Annotated in this window: 13 protein-coding genes and 1 pseudogene; 9 read left to right on the plus strand and 5 right to left on the minus strand. The window is 48.8% G+C overall.

Going from position 1 to position 17,074, the window contains the following annotated elements; translation table 11 throughout:
• Window positions 1-86: 86 nt before the first annotated feature.
• Window positions 87-1,241 (plus strand): glycerate kinase, encoded by a 1,155-nt coding sequence (locus K0335_RS17510; protein ID WP_046076125.1) that lies wholly within the window; start codon window positions 87-89, stop codon window positions 1,239-1,241.
• A gap of 114 nt (window positions 1,242-1,355) precedes the next feature.
• On the opposite strand, the gene barA is transcribed toward K0335_RS17510, so the two are convergent.
• Window positions 1,356-4,112 (minus strand): two-component sensor histidine kinase BarA, encoded by a 2,757-nt coding sequence (barA, locus tag K0335_RS17515; protein ID WP_219393965.1) that lies wholly within the window; start codon window positions 4,110-4,112, stop codon window positions 1,356-1,358.
• Between the two features lie 56 nt (window positions 4,113-4,168).
• Between barA and rlmD the strand changes: the two genes are divergently transcribed.
• The 7 genes from rlmD (at window position 4,169) to eno (ending at window position 12,526) form a co-directional block, all read left to right on the plus strand.
• Complete coding sequence (gene rlmD, locus K0335_RS17520) at window positions 4,169-5,467, plus strand: 23S rRNA (uracil(1939)-C(5))-methyltransferase RlmD (RefSeq protein WP_160193866.1); 1,299 nt, start codon at window positions 4,169-4,171, stop codon at window positions 5,465-5,467.
• Between the two features lie 50 nt (window positions 5,468-5,517).
• On the plus strand, window positions 5,518-7,752 hold the full coding sequence (relA, locus tag K0335_RS17525; RefSeq protein WP_000226844.1) for a GTP diphosphokinase: 2,235 nt from the start codon (window positions 5,518-5,520) through the stop codon (window positions 7,750-7,752).
• Window positions 7,753-7,829: 77 nt separating this feature from the next.
• Window positions 7,830-8,078 (plus strand): type II toxin-antitoxin system antitoxin MazE, encoded by a 249-nt coding sequence (gene mazE / locus K0335_RS17530; protein ID WP_000581937.1) that lies wholly within the window; start codon window positions 7,830-7,832, stop codon window positions 8,076-8,078.
• On the plus strand, window positions 8,078-8,413 hold the full coding sequence (gene mazF, locus K0335_RS17535; protein WP_000254750.1) for an endoribonuclease MazF: 336 nt from the start codon (window positions 8,078-8,080) through the stop codon (window positions 8,411-8,413). The genes mazE and mazF overlap by 1 nt, the downstream gene beginning before the upstream one ends.
• A 70-nt stretch (window positions 8,414-8,483) precedes the next feature.
• Window positions 8,484-9,275, plus strand: a complete 792-nt coding sequence (mazG, locus tag K0335_RS17540; RefSeq protein WP_001071671.1) for a nucleoside triphosphate pyrophosphohydrolase — start codon at window positions 8,484-8,486, stop codon at window positions 9,273-9,275.
• A 227-nt stretch (window positions 9,276-9,502) separates the two neighbouring features.
• Complete coding sequence (gene pyrG / locus K0335_RS17545) at window positions 9,503-11,140, plus strand: glutamine hydrolyzing CTP synthase (RefSeq protein ID WP_137568828.1); 1,638 nt, start codon at window positions 9,503-9,505, stop codon at window positions 11,138-11,140.
• An 87-nt stretch (window positions 11,141-11,227) separates the two neighbouring features.
• Window positions 11,228-12,526: a phosphopyruvate hydratase gene (eno, locus tag K0335_RS17550; RefSeq protein ID WP_000036723.1), complete on the plus strand. Its 1,299-nt coding sequence runs from the start codon at window positions 11,228-11,230 to the stop codon at window positions 12,524-12,526.
• Window positions 12,527-12,585: 59 nt separating this feature from the next.
• Here eno and K0335_RS17555 read toward each other — a convergent pair whose 3' ends face one another.
• From K0335_RS17555 to K0335_RS17570, 4 genes and pseudogenes are all read right to left on the minus strand, one after another.
• Entirely contained in the window at window positions 12,586-13,458 is an 873-nt protein-coding gene (locus K0335_RS17555) for a YgcG family protein (RefSeq protein WP_219393967.1), read from the minus strand.
• 5 nt (window positions 13,459-13,463) lie between these two features.
• Complete coding sequence (locus K0335_RS17560) at window positions 13,464-14,612, minus strand: YgcG family protein (RefSeq protein ID WP_219393968.1); 1,149 nt, start codon at window positions 14,610-14,612, stop codon at window positions 13,464-13,466.
• Between the two features lie 251 nt (window positions 14,613-14,863).
• Window positions 14,864-15,535 (minus strand): annotated as a pseudogene (locus tag K0335_RS17565) (TPM domain-containing protein); the annotation flags it as partial.
• Window positions 15,536-15,548: 13 nt separating this feature from the next.
• Window positions 15,549-16,151, minus strand: coding sequence for a LemA family protein (locus tag K0335_RS17570; RefSeq protein ID WP_000944223.1), 603 nt, complete (start codon window positions 16,149-16,151; stop codon window positions 15,549-15,551).
• A 172-nt stretch (window positions 16,152-16,323) separates the two neighbouring features.
• Here K0335_RS17570 and queE point away from each other — a divergent pair, with 172 nt between their 5' ends.
• Window positions 16,324-16,995, plus strand: coding sequence for a 7-carboxy-7-deazaguanine synthase QueE (gene queE, locus K0335_RS17575; RefSeq protein WP_001199973.1), 672 nt, complete (start codon window positions 16,324-16,326; stop codon window positions 16,993-16,995).
• The last annotated feature ends 79 nt before the right edge of the window (window positions 16,996-17,074 follow it).

Raw genomic sequence — 17,074 nt, forward strand, 5'->3', positions numbered from 1 at the left:
ATGATGCCGGTTCCCGAGGGAATCGGCATTATTCACCCACAAATTGAATGTGTTATTAACATAATTGGCATGAATAAGGACGGCTAATGAAAATCGTAATCGCACCGGATTCATATAAAGAAAGCCTGAACGCTTTTGCAGTGGCGACCGCCATTGAGCAGGGTTTCCGGGAAATCTGGCCTGATGCGGATTACGTAAAACTGCCAGTAGCAGATGGTGGTGAAGGTACTGTCGAGGCGATGGTTGAGGCGACAAGCGGTCATATTGTTCATGTTGATGTTACCGGACCGCTTGGGCAACAAGTGTCGGCATTTTATGGCCTTTCTGGTGATGAACGTACGGCGTTTATTGAAATGGCAGCAGCCAGCGGGCTGGAACTGGTGCCCGTCAATAAACGTAATCCGCTGATAACCACCTCCTGGGGAACAGGAGAGCTCATTCGCCATGCGCTTGATGCGGGTGTTGAGCATATCATTATTGGAATTGGCGGCAGTGCAACCAATGATGGCGGTGCCGGAATGGTACAAGCACTGGGAGCGAAACTGCTGGATGCGCAAGGACAACAAATTGCGCAAGGTGGTGCAGCACTTGAATTGCTGGCAAAAATTGATATCAGTCAGTTGGATCCCCGGTTGGCAAGTTGCCGTATTGAAGTGGCTTGTGACGTCACCAATCCTTTAACGGGAGAAGAGGGCGCATCAGTGATTTTTGGGCCGCAGAAAGGCGCGACACCGGAAATGATTGCGCGACTGGATAATGCACTTAGCCATTATGCACAGATCATCGCAAGTGATCTGGGGCTTGAAGTGTCAGAACTTGCAGGCGGTGGTGCTGCGGGCGGCATGGGCGTGGCGCTATATGCGTTTTGTGGTGCTCAGTTACGCCGTGGCATTGAAATTGTGACCGACGCGTTAAACCTCGATGAGTGTGTGGCCGATGCAGATCTGGTGATTACCGGAGAAGGGCGGATCGACAGTCAAACCATTCACGGTAAAGTACCTGTTGGTGTGGCGAAGATTGCCAAGCGCTACCATAAGCCGGTGATCGGAATTGCAGGCAGCCTGACAGCGGATGTGGGGGTTGTTCACCAGCATGGGCTGGATGCTGTGTTTAGTGTGATTTACAGTGTGTGTTCACTGGACGATGCACTGGAAAATGCTGCTGAAAATGTGCGCCTGACCGCGCGTAATATTGCCGCGACAATTAAGATTGGCCAGACTGTTAATTCAGCACCATATTAAAAAATGGATATTGGATTAATTTTAATTCATTGAATTTAAAATATATTATTAGCCGAATGGAGCGTTTGCGCTGCATCCGGCTAATAACATGTCACTCAGTCAGCAATCTGATTATCACCCGAGAATTTTTTTTGCTTCCCGCGCTACGTTGTCCATCTCATCCAGCAATTCCAGGAACTCAGGTTCGAGATCCTCTTCTTTAGTACCGCTACGCAACTGCTGTTCTATCAACTGACAGAGATTTTTCATGCGTGGTACACCGCTATAGCCACAACTGCCGTGTAATTTGTGAATCAAATCAACCAAACCATCGGTGTTTTCCCCCACCAGTTGTTCTTCAACTTTGTTGCGAACTTCTGGCAGAAAATCGAGCAGCATTTGCAGCATGTCACGCGCCAGATCCGTTTTTCCTGCGGCCTGACGCAACGCCAGTTGCCAGTCGAGGGTCGTATTTTGATTAACCATCACTTCATTTACATCAGGCGTGACGACCCGGGAAGAGATTCCGCTTCCAGGCTTATAGCGCAAGAGCAGATTATGCAAGCGCTCTTCTTCGATGGGTTTCGCCAGATAATCGCTCATTCCTGCACCAAGTAACTTTTCTTTCTGCCCGGCCATCGCGTGGGCGGTAACGGCGATCACTGGTGTTTGCTGCTGATGAGGCAACTGATGGATAAGTTCACATGCCCGAATACCATCCATGTCGGGCATTTGAATATCCATCAGAATCAAATCGAACGGCATTTGTTTAGCGCGCTCAACTGCCTGATGCCCACTGTCGCAAAGCTCGACGTGTTGCACTTTATCTTCCAGTAACGCACCAATAAGTTTCAGGTTAGCTGGGTTATCATCAACCGCCATAACGGTCATCGCCAGTTTGTTTTCGTCTGTGGAAGATAAACTATGAATTTGATTTTTATTGCCAAACTCTTTTAGGGCCGGTAGTAAGCGAGTGGAGGTCAGCGGTTTTAGTAAGCAGGCGCCAACACCCTCTCGTTTGAGTTTTTCAGCATTAACTTGAGCATGACACGGCAGTGCTAACAGCAAAAAGTCGGTCATTGCGACGGCTTTATCCAGCCGTTCATGATGCAGCGTCAAAGGCTCACGGAAAGTAACCGCAATCCCCAGCAACATAATATCGTAATGACTTTCCGGTAATGCCGAGAAGGTTGGACTGTAGATCACTTCCAGCGGTGTTTCGCTCAGGATATCAAGCGTACATTGCGCAGCTGCAGAGTTCGGTTCGACATAGGCCAGGCGCTTACCGGCGAGGCACTGAGTTGACGGCCCTTCGATAATAATATTGGGGTTCAGATCGAGATTAATGTGGAACCAGAACGTGGAACCACGGTTTGGCTGGCTATGGAAAGAGATATCGCCGCCCATCTCATTAACCAATTTTTGTGTAATAACCAGCCCCAGCCCGGTACCACCATGACGGCGCGAAATACTGGCATCAGCCTGGCGAAATGCCTGGAACAGGCGTGATTGATCTCGCTCAGGAATACCAATTCCGGTATCGCGGATTTGCACTTCTATCTGCACTTTGGTGTTACTGAGCGCGCGTTTTTCGACCAGGATATCGATGTTACCGCGTTCAGTAAATTTAATCGCATTACCTACCAGGTTGGTGATGATCTGTTGTAAACGCAGCGGGTCGCCAATCACGTTATCTGGTACATCGCCCTTAATATTAAGAGTCAGTTCCAGACCTTTATCGTGTGAAGAGTGCGCCAGTAATGTTACAACTTCATCAAGCGTGCTGCGCAGCGGGAACGGAATACTTTCCAGAATCAGTTTGCCTGCCTCGAGTTTTGAAAAGTCGAGCACATCATTAATGATGGTGAGCAGATTATTAGCTGAACGTTCGATGGTATTCAGGTGATCACGCTGTGTAGGAGTGAGTTCCGTTTTTAATGTCAGGCGAGTAAAGCCAATTACACCATTGAGTGGTGTACGCAGCTCATGCGACATATTGGCGAGGAACTCCGATTTAATACGAGCAGCTTCCTGAGCGCGTTTTTTTGCCAGATCCAACTCGACGTTTTGAATCTCCATCTGCTCCAGTGTTTCGCGCAAATCAGAGGTGGCCTGGTCAATATTATGTTGCATCTCTTCGTGGTAGGCTGCCAGCGACATCGCCATCGAGTTAATGCCGTTTTTCAGCATATCCAGCTCGCCGAGCATAAAGCCTTCAACACGACTATCGAGTTGCCCACGACGGATGCGGTCAACCGTATTGACCATGTTACGAATGGGGCCGGTGACATCATGCATCAGACGCCAGCCAAAAATAAGCGCAATGCCTATACAAAACAGCATCATCACGCTGGAGATAAAAATCTCTTTATATTGTTGTAAGCGAACAGATTTGAGATCCAACTCCAGTGCGACATAGCCCAACATATTTTGGCTATTTTTGGCTTCGCTACTGGGTGATTCATCTGGTGAGTAACTTTCAGAAATAATCGGCGTGCGCAGAATCATGACATCGCCATTGCGCGTCACACTAAGTTGCCGGGGAAACGGCGCACCGCTGGAAAGTTGCATCGCTGACGGATCGAGATGAAAATTCGAAGTGACAAAAAGATGGTTGTTCTCATCAAAAACCGAAATCGCCCGCACAATATCAGAATGGCGACGATGCAGGACGCTAATCAACTGGCCTATCGATTCGCGGTTTTGCAAATTCATACCGTATTCGGTGGATACCGCAAGAGGCTCGATAATACTGGCTCCGGCATCTTCCAGTTGACGCTGCAAGTCGTTATAGCGGTGCACAACGAAAAATAAACTTAGCAACAAACCAATCAGGACGGTCGGTGCCAGGATCAGTATCATCATGCGTGCGCGCAGGCTGTAGTTGGTCATGGAGTTCCGTTATGGGACAATTAAGTTCACACTGTTAAATTGAGAAAGTCTCGCCAATGGCGCAATTCTACTCTGCAAAACGACGCGTGACGACGCGTCAGATCATAACCGTTACAGCCAACGACCTCGACGCTTTTGGTCAGGGTGTCGCTCGTCATAACGGAAAAGCGCTGTTTATTCCCGGCTTATTGCCGCAAGAAAGCGCGGAAGTCTCTGTCACCGAAGATAAAAGGCAATTTGCCCGGGCTAAAGTTGTTCGTCGTTTGAACGATAGTCCCCAGCGTGAAGTTCCTCGCTGCCCACATTTTGGCGTTTGCGGTGGCTGCCAGCAACAGCATGCCAGCGTCGAACTCCAGCAGCAAAGCAAAAGTGCGGCGTTGGCGAGATTAATGAAACACGATGTTGCAGACATTATCGCTGATGCGCCGTGGGGATATCGCCGCCGTGCGCGGTTAAGCCTGAATTATCTGGCCAAAACGCAACAATTACAGATGGGGTTTCGCAAGGCTGCCTCCAGTGACATTGTCGATGTGAAGCAATGCCCTATTCTGGTGCCCCAAATTGAAGCATTACTGCCAAAGGTCAGAGCATGTCTGATGAGTTTGCAGACAGTGCGCCATCTCGGACACGTCGAGCTGGTGCAAGCGACCAGCGGGACGTTAATGATTTTGCGCCACACTGCGCCGCTAAGTTCTGCCGACAGAGAAAAACTGGAACGCTTTTCGCATTGTGAAAGACTTTCTCTGTTCCTGGCGCCCGATAGTGAGATACTCGAACCCCTGGTCGGTGAGACGCCCTGGTATGATTCCAACGGTCTACGGTTGATGTTTAGCCCACGCGATTTCATCCAGGTGAATGACGGCGTAAACCAGAAAATGGTTGCACAAGCCATTGAATGGCTGGATATCCAGCCACAGGAACGCGTGCTGGATCTGTTCTGTGGAATGGGGAACTTTACCCTGGCGTTGGCAACACGCGCAGCCAGTGTGGTAGGTGTAGAAGGTGTTCCTGCTTTGGTCGAAAAAGGGCGAAAAAATGCACGTGAAAATGGCTTAGCTAATGTCACGTTTTATCACGAAAATCTTGAAGACGATGTTACGAAGCAGCCGTGGGCGAAAAACGGCTTTGATAAAGTCCTTCTTGACCCGGCGCGGGCAGGTGCAGCAGGGGTAATGCAGCAAATTATAAAGCTGGAACCAATTCGTGTTGTTTATGTATCCTGTAACCCTGCGACGCTGGCTCGGGATAGCGAAGCGTTAATAAATGCAGGATATACCATTGCGCGACTGGCGATGCTGGATATGTTCCCACACACGGGGCATCTGGAGTCGATGGTTCTTTTTGAGCGCGTGTAATAATTGCAGCTTGTCGTTTACGACAGGCTTTGTCCCTAAAGGAGAGGACGATGGTTGCGGTAAGAAGTGCACATATCAATAAAGCTGGTGAATTTGATCCGAAAAAATGGATCGCGAGTCTGGGTATCTCCAGCCAGCAGTCGTGTGAGCGCTTAGCCGAAACCTGGGCGTATTGCCTGCAACAAACACAAGGGCACCCGGATGCCAGTCTTTTGTTGTGGCGTGGTGTTGAGATGGTGGAAATCCTTTCAACATTAAGTATGGATATTGACACGTTGCGGGCTGCGTTGTTGTTCCCTTTGGCGGATGCCAACGTCGTGAGCGAAGACGTACTGCGTGAAAGTATGGGCAAGTCTGTTGTTCATCTGATTCATGGTGTGCGGGATATGGCTGCCATTCGCCAGCTTAAAGCCACACATACCGATGCGGTATCTTCTGAGCAGGTAGATAACGTACGCCGGATGCTGCTGGCAATGGTCGATGATTTCCGTTGCGTGGTCATTAAGCTGGCAGAGCGAATTGCCCATCTGCGTGAAGTGAAAGACGCGCCGGAAGATGAACGTGTACTGGCGGCAAAAGAGTGTACTAACATCTACGCACCGCTGGCCAATCGTCTCGGAATCGGGCAACTGAAATGGGAACTGGAAGATTACTGCTTCCGTTACCTCCATCCAACCGAATACAAGCGAATTGCCAAACTGCTGCATGAACGCCGTCTCGACCGCGAACACTACATCGAAGAGTTCGTTGGTCATCTGCGCGCTGAGATGAAAGCCGAAGGCGTTAAAGCTGAGGTGTATGGCCGTCCTAAACACATCTACAGCATCTGGCGCAAAATGCAGAAAAAGAACCTCGCCTTTGATGAGCTGTTTGATGTGCGTGCAGTACGTATCGTTGCCGAACGTTTACAGGACTGCTACGCCGCGTTGGGGATAGTGCACACTCACTATCGTCACCTGCCGGATGAGTTCGACGATTACGTCGCTAACCCGAAACCAAACGGTTATCAGTCTATTCATACCGTGGTTCTGGGGCCGGGTGGCAAAACTGTTGAAATCCAGATCCGCACCAAACAGATGCATGAAGATGCAGAACTAGGTGTGGCGGCACACTGGAAATATAAAGAAGGCCCGTCGTCCAGTGGAGCAAGATCCGGGCATGAAGACCGTATTGCATGGTTGCGTAAACTGATCGCCTGGCAAGAAGATATGGCAGACTCCGGTGAGATGCTCGACGAAGTTCGTAGTCAGGTCTTTGATGATCGGGTTTACGTTTTTACACCGAAAGGGGATGTGGTGGACCTGCCAGCCGGATCAACACCGCTTGATTTTGCTTACCACATCCATAGTGATGTCGGGCACCGTTGCATCGGGGCAAAAATTGGCGGACGTATCGTGCCGTTCACCTATCAACTGCAAATGGGCGATCAGATTGAAATTATCACCCAAAAGCAGCCTAACCCCAGCCGTGACTGGTTAAATCCAAATCTTGGCTACGTTACTACCAGTCGTGGGCGCTCGAAAATTCATGCCTGGTTCCGCAAACAGGATCGTGACAAAAACATTCTCGCCGGGCGACAGATCCTCGACGATGAGCTGGCACATCTTGGAATCAGCCTGAAAGAGGCTGAAAAACACCTGTTGCCGCGTTATAACTTTAACGAGCTTGAAGAGCTGCTTGCTGCAATAGGCGGGGGAGATATTCGCCTCAACCAGATGGTGAATTTTCTGCAATCCCAGTTCAATAAGCCAAGTGCTGAAGAACAAGATGCAGCCGCGCTGAAACAGCTTCAGCAAAAAACATATGCCCCACAAAACCGACGTAAAGATGACGGTCGAGTGGTAGTAGAAGGTGTTGGCAACCTGATGCACCACATCGCGCGTTGCTGCCAGCCGATTCCTGGAGATGAGATTGTCGGCTTCATTACTCAGGGACGCGGTATTTCAGTGCATCGTGCAGACTGTGAGCAACTGGCGGAGCTGCGTTCACACGCACCAGAACGTATTGTTGACGCGGTATGGGGAGAGAGCTACTCAGCTGGTTATTCGCTGGTGGTTCGTGTTCTGGCTAATGATCGTAGTGGGTTGTTACGTGATATCACGACCATTCTCGCCAACGAGAAGGTGAACGTGCTTGGCGTTGCCAGCCGTAGCGACACCAAACAGCAACTGGCAACCATCGACATGACTATTGAGATTTACAACCTGCAAGTGCTGGGCCGAGTGCTGGGTAAACTCAACCAGGTGCCGGATGTTATCGACGCACGTCGGTTGCATGGGAGTTAGGCCGAAATTAGCTCGTATCTACAATGTAGATTGATATATACTGTATCTACATATGATAGCGGTTTGAGGAAAGGGTTATGATCCACAGTAGCGTAAAGCGTTGGGGAAATTCACCGGCGGTGCGGATCCCGGCTACGTTAATGCAGGCGCTCAATCTGAATATTGATGATGAAGTGAAGATTGACCTGGTGGATGGCAAATTAATTATTGAGCCAGTGCGTAAAGAGCCCGTATTTACGCTTGCTGAACTGGTCAACGACATCACGCCGGAAAACCTCCACGAGAATATCGACTGGGGGGAGCCGAAAGATAAGGAAGTCTGGTAATGGTAAGCCGATACGTACCCGATACGGGCGATCTGATTTGGGTTGATTTTGACCCGACAAAAGGTAGCGAGCAAGCCGGACATCGTCCGGCTGTTGTCCTGAGTCCGTTCATGTACAACAACAAAACAGGTATGTGTCTGTGTGTTCCTTGTACAACGCAATCAAAAGGATATCCGTTCGAAGTTGTTTTATCCGGTCAGGAACGTGATGGTGTAGCGTTAGCTGATCAGGTAAAAAGTATCGCCTGGCGGGCAAGAGGAGCAACGAAGAAAGGAACGGTTGCCCCAGAGGAATTACAACTCATTAAAGCCAAAATTAACGTACTGATTGGGTAGTGTTACTAACTCACTTCTATTCTGGTCTCAGGTTTCTACCTGACAGACCCGCAATTTTCAGGACATTCTAATGAATCAAATCGACCGTTTGCTCACTATTATGCAGCGTCTTCGCGACCCGGAAAACGGCTGCCCGTGGGATAAAGAGCAGACATTTGCCACCATTGCACCTTACACCCTTGAAGAAACCTACGAAGTGCTGGACGCCATCGCCCGCGAAGACTTTGACGAACTGCGCGGTGAACTCGGCGATCTGTTGTTCCAGGTGGTGTTTTACGCGCAAATGGCTCAGGAAGAAGGGCGCTTTGATTTTAATGATATCTGCGCCGCGATTAGCGATAAGCTAGAACGTCGCCATCCGCATGTTTTTGCAGGCAGTTCTGCCGAAAACAGTAATGAAGTGCTCGCCCGTTGGGAAGAAATCAAAACCGAAGAGCGCGCGCAGAAAGCGCAGCATTCGGCGCTGGACGATATTCCTCGTAGTTTGCCGGCTTTAATGCGTGCGCAAAAAATCCAGAAACGTTGCGCCAACGTTGGCTTTGACTGGACGACGCTCGGCCCGGTAGTCGATAAGGTCTACGAAGAGATCGACGAGGTGATGTACGAGGCGCGGCAGGCTGTTGTCGACCAGGCTAAACTGGAGGAGGAAATGGGTGACCTGCTGTTTGCCACGGTTAATCTGGCTCGTCATTTAGGGACAAAAGCGGAAATCGCATTGCAAAAAGCGAACGAAAAATTCGAGCGTCGTTTTCGCGAAGTGGAGCGTATTGTTGCCGCGCGTGGACTGGAAATGACAGGTGTTGACCTCGAAACAATGGAAGAAGTCTGGCAACAGGTAAAACGGCAGGAAATTGATCTCTAAGGGAATTACGCGGTCAAGCGCGATTTGTGTCATTTTTTAAATGACAAGCGCTTGATTTGCGTCAAAAACATTTACCCCAAAGGGGCTATTTTCTCACTCCTGATTTCAATGGTGCGCTGGCGAAGAGGAGGGATAATGAAAGTTTGTGGCACAGGTCATGTTCGGGTATACTGCTTTCCCGTCCTGGTTATTCCATCGTCTTTTCAACCTAACTTCTCAGGTTCAGCATGACAACGAACTATATTTTTGTGACCGGCGGGGTCGTATCCTCTCTGGGTAAAGGCATTGCCGCAGCCTCCCTCGCAGCCATTCTTGAAGCCCGTGGCCTCAATGTGACCATCATGAAACTGGATCCGTACATCAACGTCGATCCAGGTACTATGAGCCCAATCCAACACGGGGAAGTGTTCGTTACTGAAGACGGCGCTGAAACCGACCTGGACCTGGGGCATTACGAGCGTTTCATTCGTACCAAAATGAGCCGCCGCAACAACTTCACCACGGGTCGTATCTACTCTGACGTTCTGCGTAAAGAACGCCGCGGTGATTACCTCGGCGCAACCGTACAGGTTATTCCGCACATCACTAACGCTATCAAAGAGCGCGTGCTGGAAGGCGGTGAAGGTCATGACGTGGTACTGGTAGAAATCGGCGGTACTGTAGGTGATATCGAGTCCCTGCCGTTCCTCGAAGCGATTCGCCAGATGGTTGTTGAAATTGGCCGTGAGCACACCCTGTTTATGCACCTGACGCTGGTGCCTTACATGGCAGCGTCTGGTGAAGTCAAAACCAAACCGACTCAGCACTCCGTAAAAGAGCTGCTTTCAATCGGTATCCAGCCTGACATCCTGATTTGTCGTTCAGATCGCGCCGTTCCGGCGAACGAACGTGCGAAGATTGCATTGTTCTGTAATGTCCCGGAAAAAGCGGTTATTTCTCTGAAAGACGTCGATTCCATCTATAAAATTCCGGGCCTGTTGAAATCTCAGGGGCTGGACGATTATATTTGTAAACGATTCAGCTTAAACTGCCCGGAAGCGAATCTGTCCGAATGGGAACAGGTTATCTTCGAAGAAGCGAATCCGGTAAGTGAAGTCACCATCGGTATGGTCGGCAAGTACATTGAACTGCCGGATGCTTACAAATCCGTGATCGAAGCACTGAAACACGGTGGGCTGAAGAATCGTGTCAGCGTCAACATCAAACTGATCGATTCACAAGATGTTGAAACGCGCGGTGTTGAAATCCTTAAAGGTCTGGACGCGATCCTCGTACCTGGCGGTTTCGGCTATCGTGGCGTTGAAGGCATGATTACGACCGCGCGTTTTGCGCGTGAGAACAATATTCCTTATCTGGGCATTTGCCTGGGTATGCAGGTGGCGTTAATTGATTACGCTCGCCATGTTGCCAACATGGAGAACGCCAACTCTACGGAATTTGTGCCAGACTGTAAGTACCCGGTTGTGGCGCTGATTACCGAGTGGCGCGATGAAAACGGCAACGTTGAAGTTCGTAGCGAGAAGAGCGATCTCGGCGGTACCATGCGTCTCGGCGCACAGCAGTGCCAGTTGGTTGACGATAGCCTGGTTCGCCAGCTGTACAATGCGCCGACAATTGTTGAGCGTCATCGTCACCGTTACGAAGTCAACAACATGCTGTTGAAACAGATTGAAGATGCAGGTCTGCGCGTTGCGGGCCGTTCCGGGGATGATCAGTTGGTCGAGATCATCGAAGTTCCGAATCATCCATGGTTCGTGGCTTGTCAGTTCCATCCGGAGTTTACTTCTACTCCACGTGATGGCCACCCGCTGTTTGCAGGCTTTGTGAAAGCCGCCAGTGAGTTCCAGAAACGTCAGGCGAAGTAAGTAAAAAAGTTAGAACGGCAACGCGTACCCAGGGTACGCGTTGTTTGTCTGGAGTTTCAGTTTAACTAGTGACTTGAGGAAAACCTAATGTCCAAAATCGTAAAAATCATCGGTCGTGAAATCATCGACTCCCGTGGTAACCCGACTGTTGAAGCCGAAGTACATCTGGAGGGTGGTTTCGTCGGTATGGCAGCTGCTCCGTCAGGTGCTTCTACTGGTTCCCGTGAAGCTCTGGAACTGCGCGATGGTGACAAATCCCGTTTCCTGGGCAAAGGCGTAACTAAAGCTGTTGCTGCAGTTAACGGCCCGATCGCTCAGGCGCTGATTGGCAAAGATGCCAAAGATCAGGCTGGCATTGACAAGATCATGATCGACCTGGACGGCACCGAAAACAAATCCAAATTCGGCGCGAACGCAATCCTGGCTGTATCTCTGGCTAACGCCAAAGCTGCTGCTGCCGCTAAAGGCATGCCGCTGTACGAGCACATCGCTGAACTGAACGGTACTCCGGGCAAATACTCTATGCCGGTTCCGATGATGAACATCATCAACGGTGGTGAGCACGCTGACAACAACGTTGATATCCAGGAATTCATGATTCAGCCGGTTGGCGCGAAAACTGTGAAAGAAGCCATCCGCATGGGTTCTGAAGTTTTCCATCACCTGGCAAAAGTTCTGAAAGCGAAAGGCATGAACACTGCTGTTGGTGACGAAGGTGGCTATGCGCCGAACCTGGGTTCCAACGCTGAAGCTCTGGCTGTTATCGCTGAAGCTGTTAAAGCTGCTGGTTATGAACTGGGCAAAGACATTACTCTGGCGATGGACTGCGCAGCTTCTGAATTCTACAAAGACGGTAAATACGTTCTGGCTGGCGAAGGCAACAAAGCGTTCACCTCTGAAGAATTCACTCACTTCCTGGAAGAACTGACCAAACAGTACCCGATCGTTTCTATCGAAGACGGTCTGGACGAATCTGACTGGGACGGTTTCGCATACCAGACCAAAGTTCTGGGCGACAAAATCCAGCTGGTTGGTGACGACCTGTTCGTAACCAACACCAAGATCCTGAAAGAAGGTATCGAAAAAGGCATCGCTAACTCCATCCTGATCAAATTCAACCAGATCGGTTCTCTGACCGAAACTCTGGCTGCAATCAAGATGGCGAAAGACGCTGGCTACACTGCAGTAATCTCTCACCGTTCTGGCGAAACTGAAGACGCTACCATCGCTGACCTGGCTGTTGGTACTGCTGCAGGCCAGATCAAAACGGGTTCTATGAGCCGTTCTGACCGTGTTGCTAAATACAACCAGCTGATTCGTATCGAAGAAGCTCTGGGCGAAAAAGCACCGTACAACGGTCGTAAAGAGATCAAAGGCCAAGCATAAGTCTGACTTTATCTGATTTAAAAATGCCAGCCTTCGGGCTGGCATTTTTTATGGCTGAGTTACCAGCGGCCAGACGCGCCGCCACCGCCAGAAGAACCGCCACCTCCGCTAAATCCGCCGCCACTTGAGCCGCCACCAGAACCGCTGCTGTCTGAATGATAACTTCTACCTGATGCTTTTTTCTGTGGGACACATAACCAGGTAAAGACCATAATGATGGTGAAAGTAAAAAAGAAGGAAAATACAGCAATGGAAAAAGTTTGATCGGAGAACAGGAATAAATCTATAAGATAGACTGTTGAAATACAAACACTGCTTTTAAATGCCCGACAAAAATTATTGCCTTGATGAAAAAACCAGAAAGGGAAGAACATCACTGCAAATACCCAAAAAATAGCAAAGTAGTAATGATCACTGGAAGACGCTGATTCACTTTCTGAAGGATTAGACGAATATTGGTGTTGTGAAGTGAGTTGGTTATTCAAAGCGATTATAGCTAACTCTAATCCCTTAGCTAATTTTTGTTTTTTAAAGGCGGGTATCATGATGCTACGGATGATATTGCCAGCCAGAGCATCGGTTACCTTTTCTTCCAGCCCATAACCTACCTGAATGCGGACAGTTCGATCCGACCAGGCAATAACGATCAGTATCCCATCATTACGTTTGGCATCTCCTAAACGCCAATTGTCAAAAACCCTTGTAGCATATTGTTCAATAGAATCGTCTCCGGTGGATGGCACTATTAATACAGCGACCTGTGCCCGTGTTTTTTGTGTAATATCCTGCAGCTGTTGTGTCAGTGATTGTTGTTCAGACGTGCTTAAGGTACCAGTAATATCGGTCACCTGTTGGCGCAGCTCCGGCACAGCAATTTGCTGGGCAAACACAGGAAGGCACCATAAAGTGAGTAGAAAAAGGATTATACGCATAACGATCACCAACGGCCGGATGAACCGCCGCCTCCTGAAGAACCGCCGCCACCGCGGAAAGAATTTTTCGACGAAGAGCGAGAATGAGCATTACGATTCCCCGTTTTCCTGTTGCTTTTATGTCCTGATCCCAGTTTAAGATTGCCAGTAAATTTGGCCACAATGATCAGCAGAACGATGCCAGCAATGGTTATTGGACCGATAAAATGATCAATTAGCCCAATAATTGTTGAGATGAACGCAATATCTTTATTACTGGCGAATACCAGGCACCATCCCACAACAATTATCAGCAGCACGACAAACAATGAATTTCGTCCTGATTCACGAACCTGCGGAGCCTTCTTTTGTTTTTTCACTTTAGCGTTTTTATTTTGGGGGGCCAGCATCATAGGAAATGCGCGGCATATATTAAAAACTACCGCGAGACGCTGCCAGCAGATTGCTGCGAAAAATAAACTAAAACAAACGACCGATACCCGTCGAATGATGACATCGTTCTGAAAGCAGAAAAACCAGACCATAGGGGTAATCATCGATATCATCCATATGCCAGGCCCTGGATGGGTGGTAAATCGCCAGAGGACAACGATGGCAACGATCATCAGCAGTGTCCAGGCAAGACATGGCAGAGAGCGTTGCGGATTAGCAAACAGATGATTGGCTAAAGCATCCAAAGGGCTAAGGTTCGCTTTGATATGGGTAAACTGTGCGATGCTTTCAATTCCGCCCGTTAATCCAGCAAAGAGATTGTTTTTTTCGAATTCTGGCCGCATATGGTAACGAACAATTTGCGCAGCTTGTTCCGGCGGCAACATCTCTTCCAGTCCATGTCCAATATTCATTGACGCCAGCCCTTCCGGCCAAACGACGAGAATTAAGATACCTTCGCCGTACCGCTTCTCTCCAACGGGTTTCCAGTGATATATCTCGTAGCTCTGAGAGGCTGCAAGTTTAATGTTTTTGCCCCCTGTGGTCGGCGTAACCAACACGGCCACCTGGAAGTGGTTTTGCTGCTCGAGAGTCTGTAATTGTTGATTTAAAGCAGTTTGTTCTTCTGTCGTTAATGTCCCGGTTAAGTCAGTTACTGAAGGCAATTGTTCAGCGAATGCCTGGAAACCATATAGCATCAGAAGTAAGAGAAAAATACGCATTTCAATTCCTTTTGTTACCAGCGCCCGGAGGCGCCACCGCCGCCAGATGAACCGCCGCCGCCGCTGAAATTATCATTGTCAAAAGAGGATGAAGAGGAAGATGACGACGATGATGAAGAACGCCAGGAGGCCGAGTTACTTCTTTCGTAACGTGACGGTCGGTTGGCACTACGCATCGAATCCCGAACCTTTTTGCCGAAGGGGGTAAAAGCGATAGCGACAGCCAGGAACGGTGTAGCGAAGCAGAGTAATGTTGCGAGTACTCCCCAGCTTCCGCTGAAACCTGCTATAGGTAAAACAAAGGCCAGTACAATAGCTGTGAAGCAAATTAGTCCCAGCGTTTTGAAATATCCTCTGGCCGAAATAAAGGTCAGTACTATTGCCCAGACTAACAAAGCCCACCAACCGTTAAAGGGCAAAGGGTGATCGGTCGGTGTTATCGTTGCTAAATTATTCCCGGTCAGACGATTATCAATATCGCTTATTCCCTTTTGCAAGCCGCCAGCCAGGTCGCCATTTTTAAATGCCGGAATAATACTGTTGCGAATAATTTTCCCGGACTGCGCATCCGTAATAACGCCTTCCAGTCCGTAACCGATTTCAATACGCACGGCCTGATCCTGCCAGGCGACTAACAGTAGAACGCCATCATCGCGGTCTTTATCACCCGGTTTCCAGCTATCGAATACCCGCGTAGCGTACTGCTCGATGGTTTCATCGCCCGTTGTTTCAACCACTAACACGACCAGTTGTGCGTGGCTTTTTTGCGTCAGCTCTTTAATCTGATTGGTCAAAGTATTTACTTCATCGTTCGTCAATTTACCGGTTAAGTCATTCACATACCTGGGTGATTCAGGCACTGGAATTTGTATGGCAAACACAGATGAACAAAAGAAAGCCATAAGGAAGATAAAAATTCGCACAGGACTTCCCCGCTTAATGAGCATTAGTATTCTGGCTAAAATCTATTGTCGGGGCTTTACTCACAGCGGCGACATCATCCGGCAAATAATTTTTCTTTGGTGTGTAATCCATGACCTTTGCGGTTAACACTGCGGGGAATTTGCGGATAGTGACATTATATTGTTCAATAGCTTTAATATATCTTCCTCGCGCAACGGCAATTCGATTTTCACTTCCTTCGAGCTGTACCATCAAATTTTGATAGAGTTCCTGGGCCTTTAGCTCAGGGTAACGTTCACTAATTATCGTTAACTGACCGAGAGTGCGAGACACCTGCGCCTGAGCTTGTTGCCAGGTTTGTAATTTTTGTTCATCTCCCGGAGTTTGCTGAAGAGCGCTACTGGCGCGATTAGCCTGACTACGTGCCAATGTTACGGCTTCCAGTACCTCTTGTTCATGGCTGGAATAACCTTTAATACTGGCGACAAGATTAGGAATAAGATCGGCGCGACGTTGATATTGATTTAATACCTCAGACCAGGAAGCGTTAACCTGCTCATCATAGGTTTGAATATCGTTATATCCACAGCCTGATAAATTGAAAATAAATATAATTACGATGAATATTCTGAGCATGGTTAAATCCCTTTTAATTAATTCCTTAAAACATAATACGCCACTTCATTTTATTCTTTATGATCTAATCCATTTTTTGCCTTAAACCTGCCTGTAACAGAATGTTAATAAGACATGATTGTTGTGGCAGGATCTGCAATAATTAACAATTATCCACTTCACAGAGAATGCTATGCAGTACCCGATTAACGAGATGTTCCAGACCCTGCAAGGTGAGGGTTACTTTACCGGCGTCCCCGCCATTTTTATTCGTTTACAGGGATGCCCGGTCGGCTGTGCCTGGTGCGACACCAAACACACCTGGGAAAAGCTTGAGGATCGGGAAGTCTCCCTTTTCAGCATTCTGGCGAAGACCAAAGAGAGTGATAAGTGGGGGGCGGCGAGCAGTGAAGATTTGCTGGCTGTCATTGGTCGTCAGGGATACACCGCGCGGCATGTGGTGATTACGGGTGGTGAGCCTTGCATTCATGATTTGCTGCCACTGACTGACCTGCTCGAAAAGAACGGTTTTAGCTGCCAGATCGAAACCAGCGGTACTCATGAAGTACGCTGCACGCCGAATACCTGGGTTACCGTATCGCCAAAGCTGAACATGCGCGGCGGCTATGAAGTGTTGTCACAGGCACTGGAGCGAGCCAACGAAATCAAGCATCCAGTGGGACGCGTACGTGATATTGAAGCACTGGATGAACTACTGGCAACGCTGACCGATGATAAACCACGAGTCATTGCACTGCAGCCAATTAGCCAGAAGGACGATGCCACACGTTTGTGCATTGAAACCTGTATTGCGCGTAACTGGCGTTTATCGATGCAAACACATAAATATTTAAATATTGCCTGATTAAACATTTATAAGCGTTATAAATGGGTGGAACCTGTAAAGACTTCCACTCATTTATATTCTTTGTCGCCTCTGAAAA

Source organism: Escherichia sp. GZ89 (genome assembly GCF_019366485.1).
GTDB classification, from domain to species: domain Bacteria; phylum Pseudomonadota; class Gammaproteobacteria; order Enterobacterales; family Enterobacteriaceae; genus Escherichia; species Escherichia fergusonii.

Coding starts and splice junctions, on each gene's coding strand:
- queE (WP_001199973.1), top strand. CDS start 16,324: ATGCAGTACCCGATTAACGAGATGTTCCAGACCCTGCAAGGTGAGGGT.
- relA (WP_000226844.1), top strand. CDS start 5,518: ATGGTTGCGGTAAGAAGTGCACATATCAATAAAGCTGGTGAATTTGAT.
- mazG (WP_001071671.1), top strand. CDS start 8,484: ATGAATCAAATCGACCGTTTGCTCACTATTATGCAGCGTCTTCGCGAC.
- barA (WP_219393965.1), bottom strand. CDS start 4,112: ATGACCAACTACAGCCTGCGCGCACGCATGATGATACTGATCCTGGCA.
- K0335_RS17555 (WP_219393967.1), bottom strand. CDS start 13,458: ATGCGTATAATCCTTTTTCTACTCACTTTATGGTGCCTTCCTGTGTTT.
- K0335_RS17560 (WP_219393968.1), bottom strand. CDS start 14,612: ATGCGTATTTTTCTCTTACTTCTGATGCTATATGGTTTCCAGGCATTC.
- K0335_RS17570 (WP_000944223.1), bottom strand. CDS start 16,151: ATGCTCAGAATATTCATCGTAATTATATTTATTTTCAATTTATCAGGC.
- mazF (WP_000254750.1), top strand. CDS start 8,078: ATGGTAAGCCGATACGTACCCGATACGGGCGATCTGATTTGGGTTGAT.
- pyrG (WP_137568828.1), top strand. CDS start 9,503: ATGACAACGAACTATATTTTTGTGACCGGCGGGGTCGTATCCTCTCTG.
- K0335_RS17510 (WP_046076125.1), top strand. CDS start 87: ATGAAAATCGTAATCGCACCGGATTCATATAAAGAAAGCCTGAACGCT.
- rlmD (WP_160193866.1), top strand. CDS start 4,169: ATGGCGCAATTCTACTCTGCAAAACGACGCGTGACGACGCGTCAGATC.
- eno (WP_000036723.1), top strand. CDS start 11,228: ATGTCCAAAATCGTAAAAATCATCGGTCGTGAAATCATCGACTCCCGT.
- mazE (WP_000581937.1), top strand. CDS start 7,830: ATGATCCACAGTAGCGTAAAGCGTTGGGGAAATTCACCGGCGGTGCGG.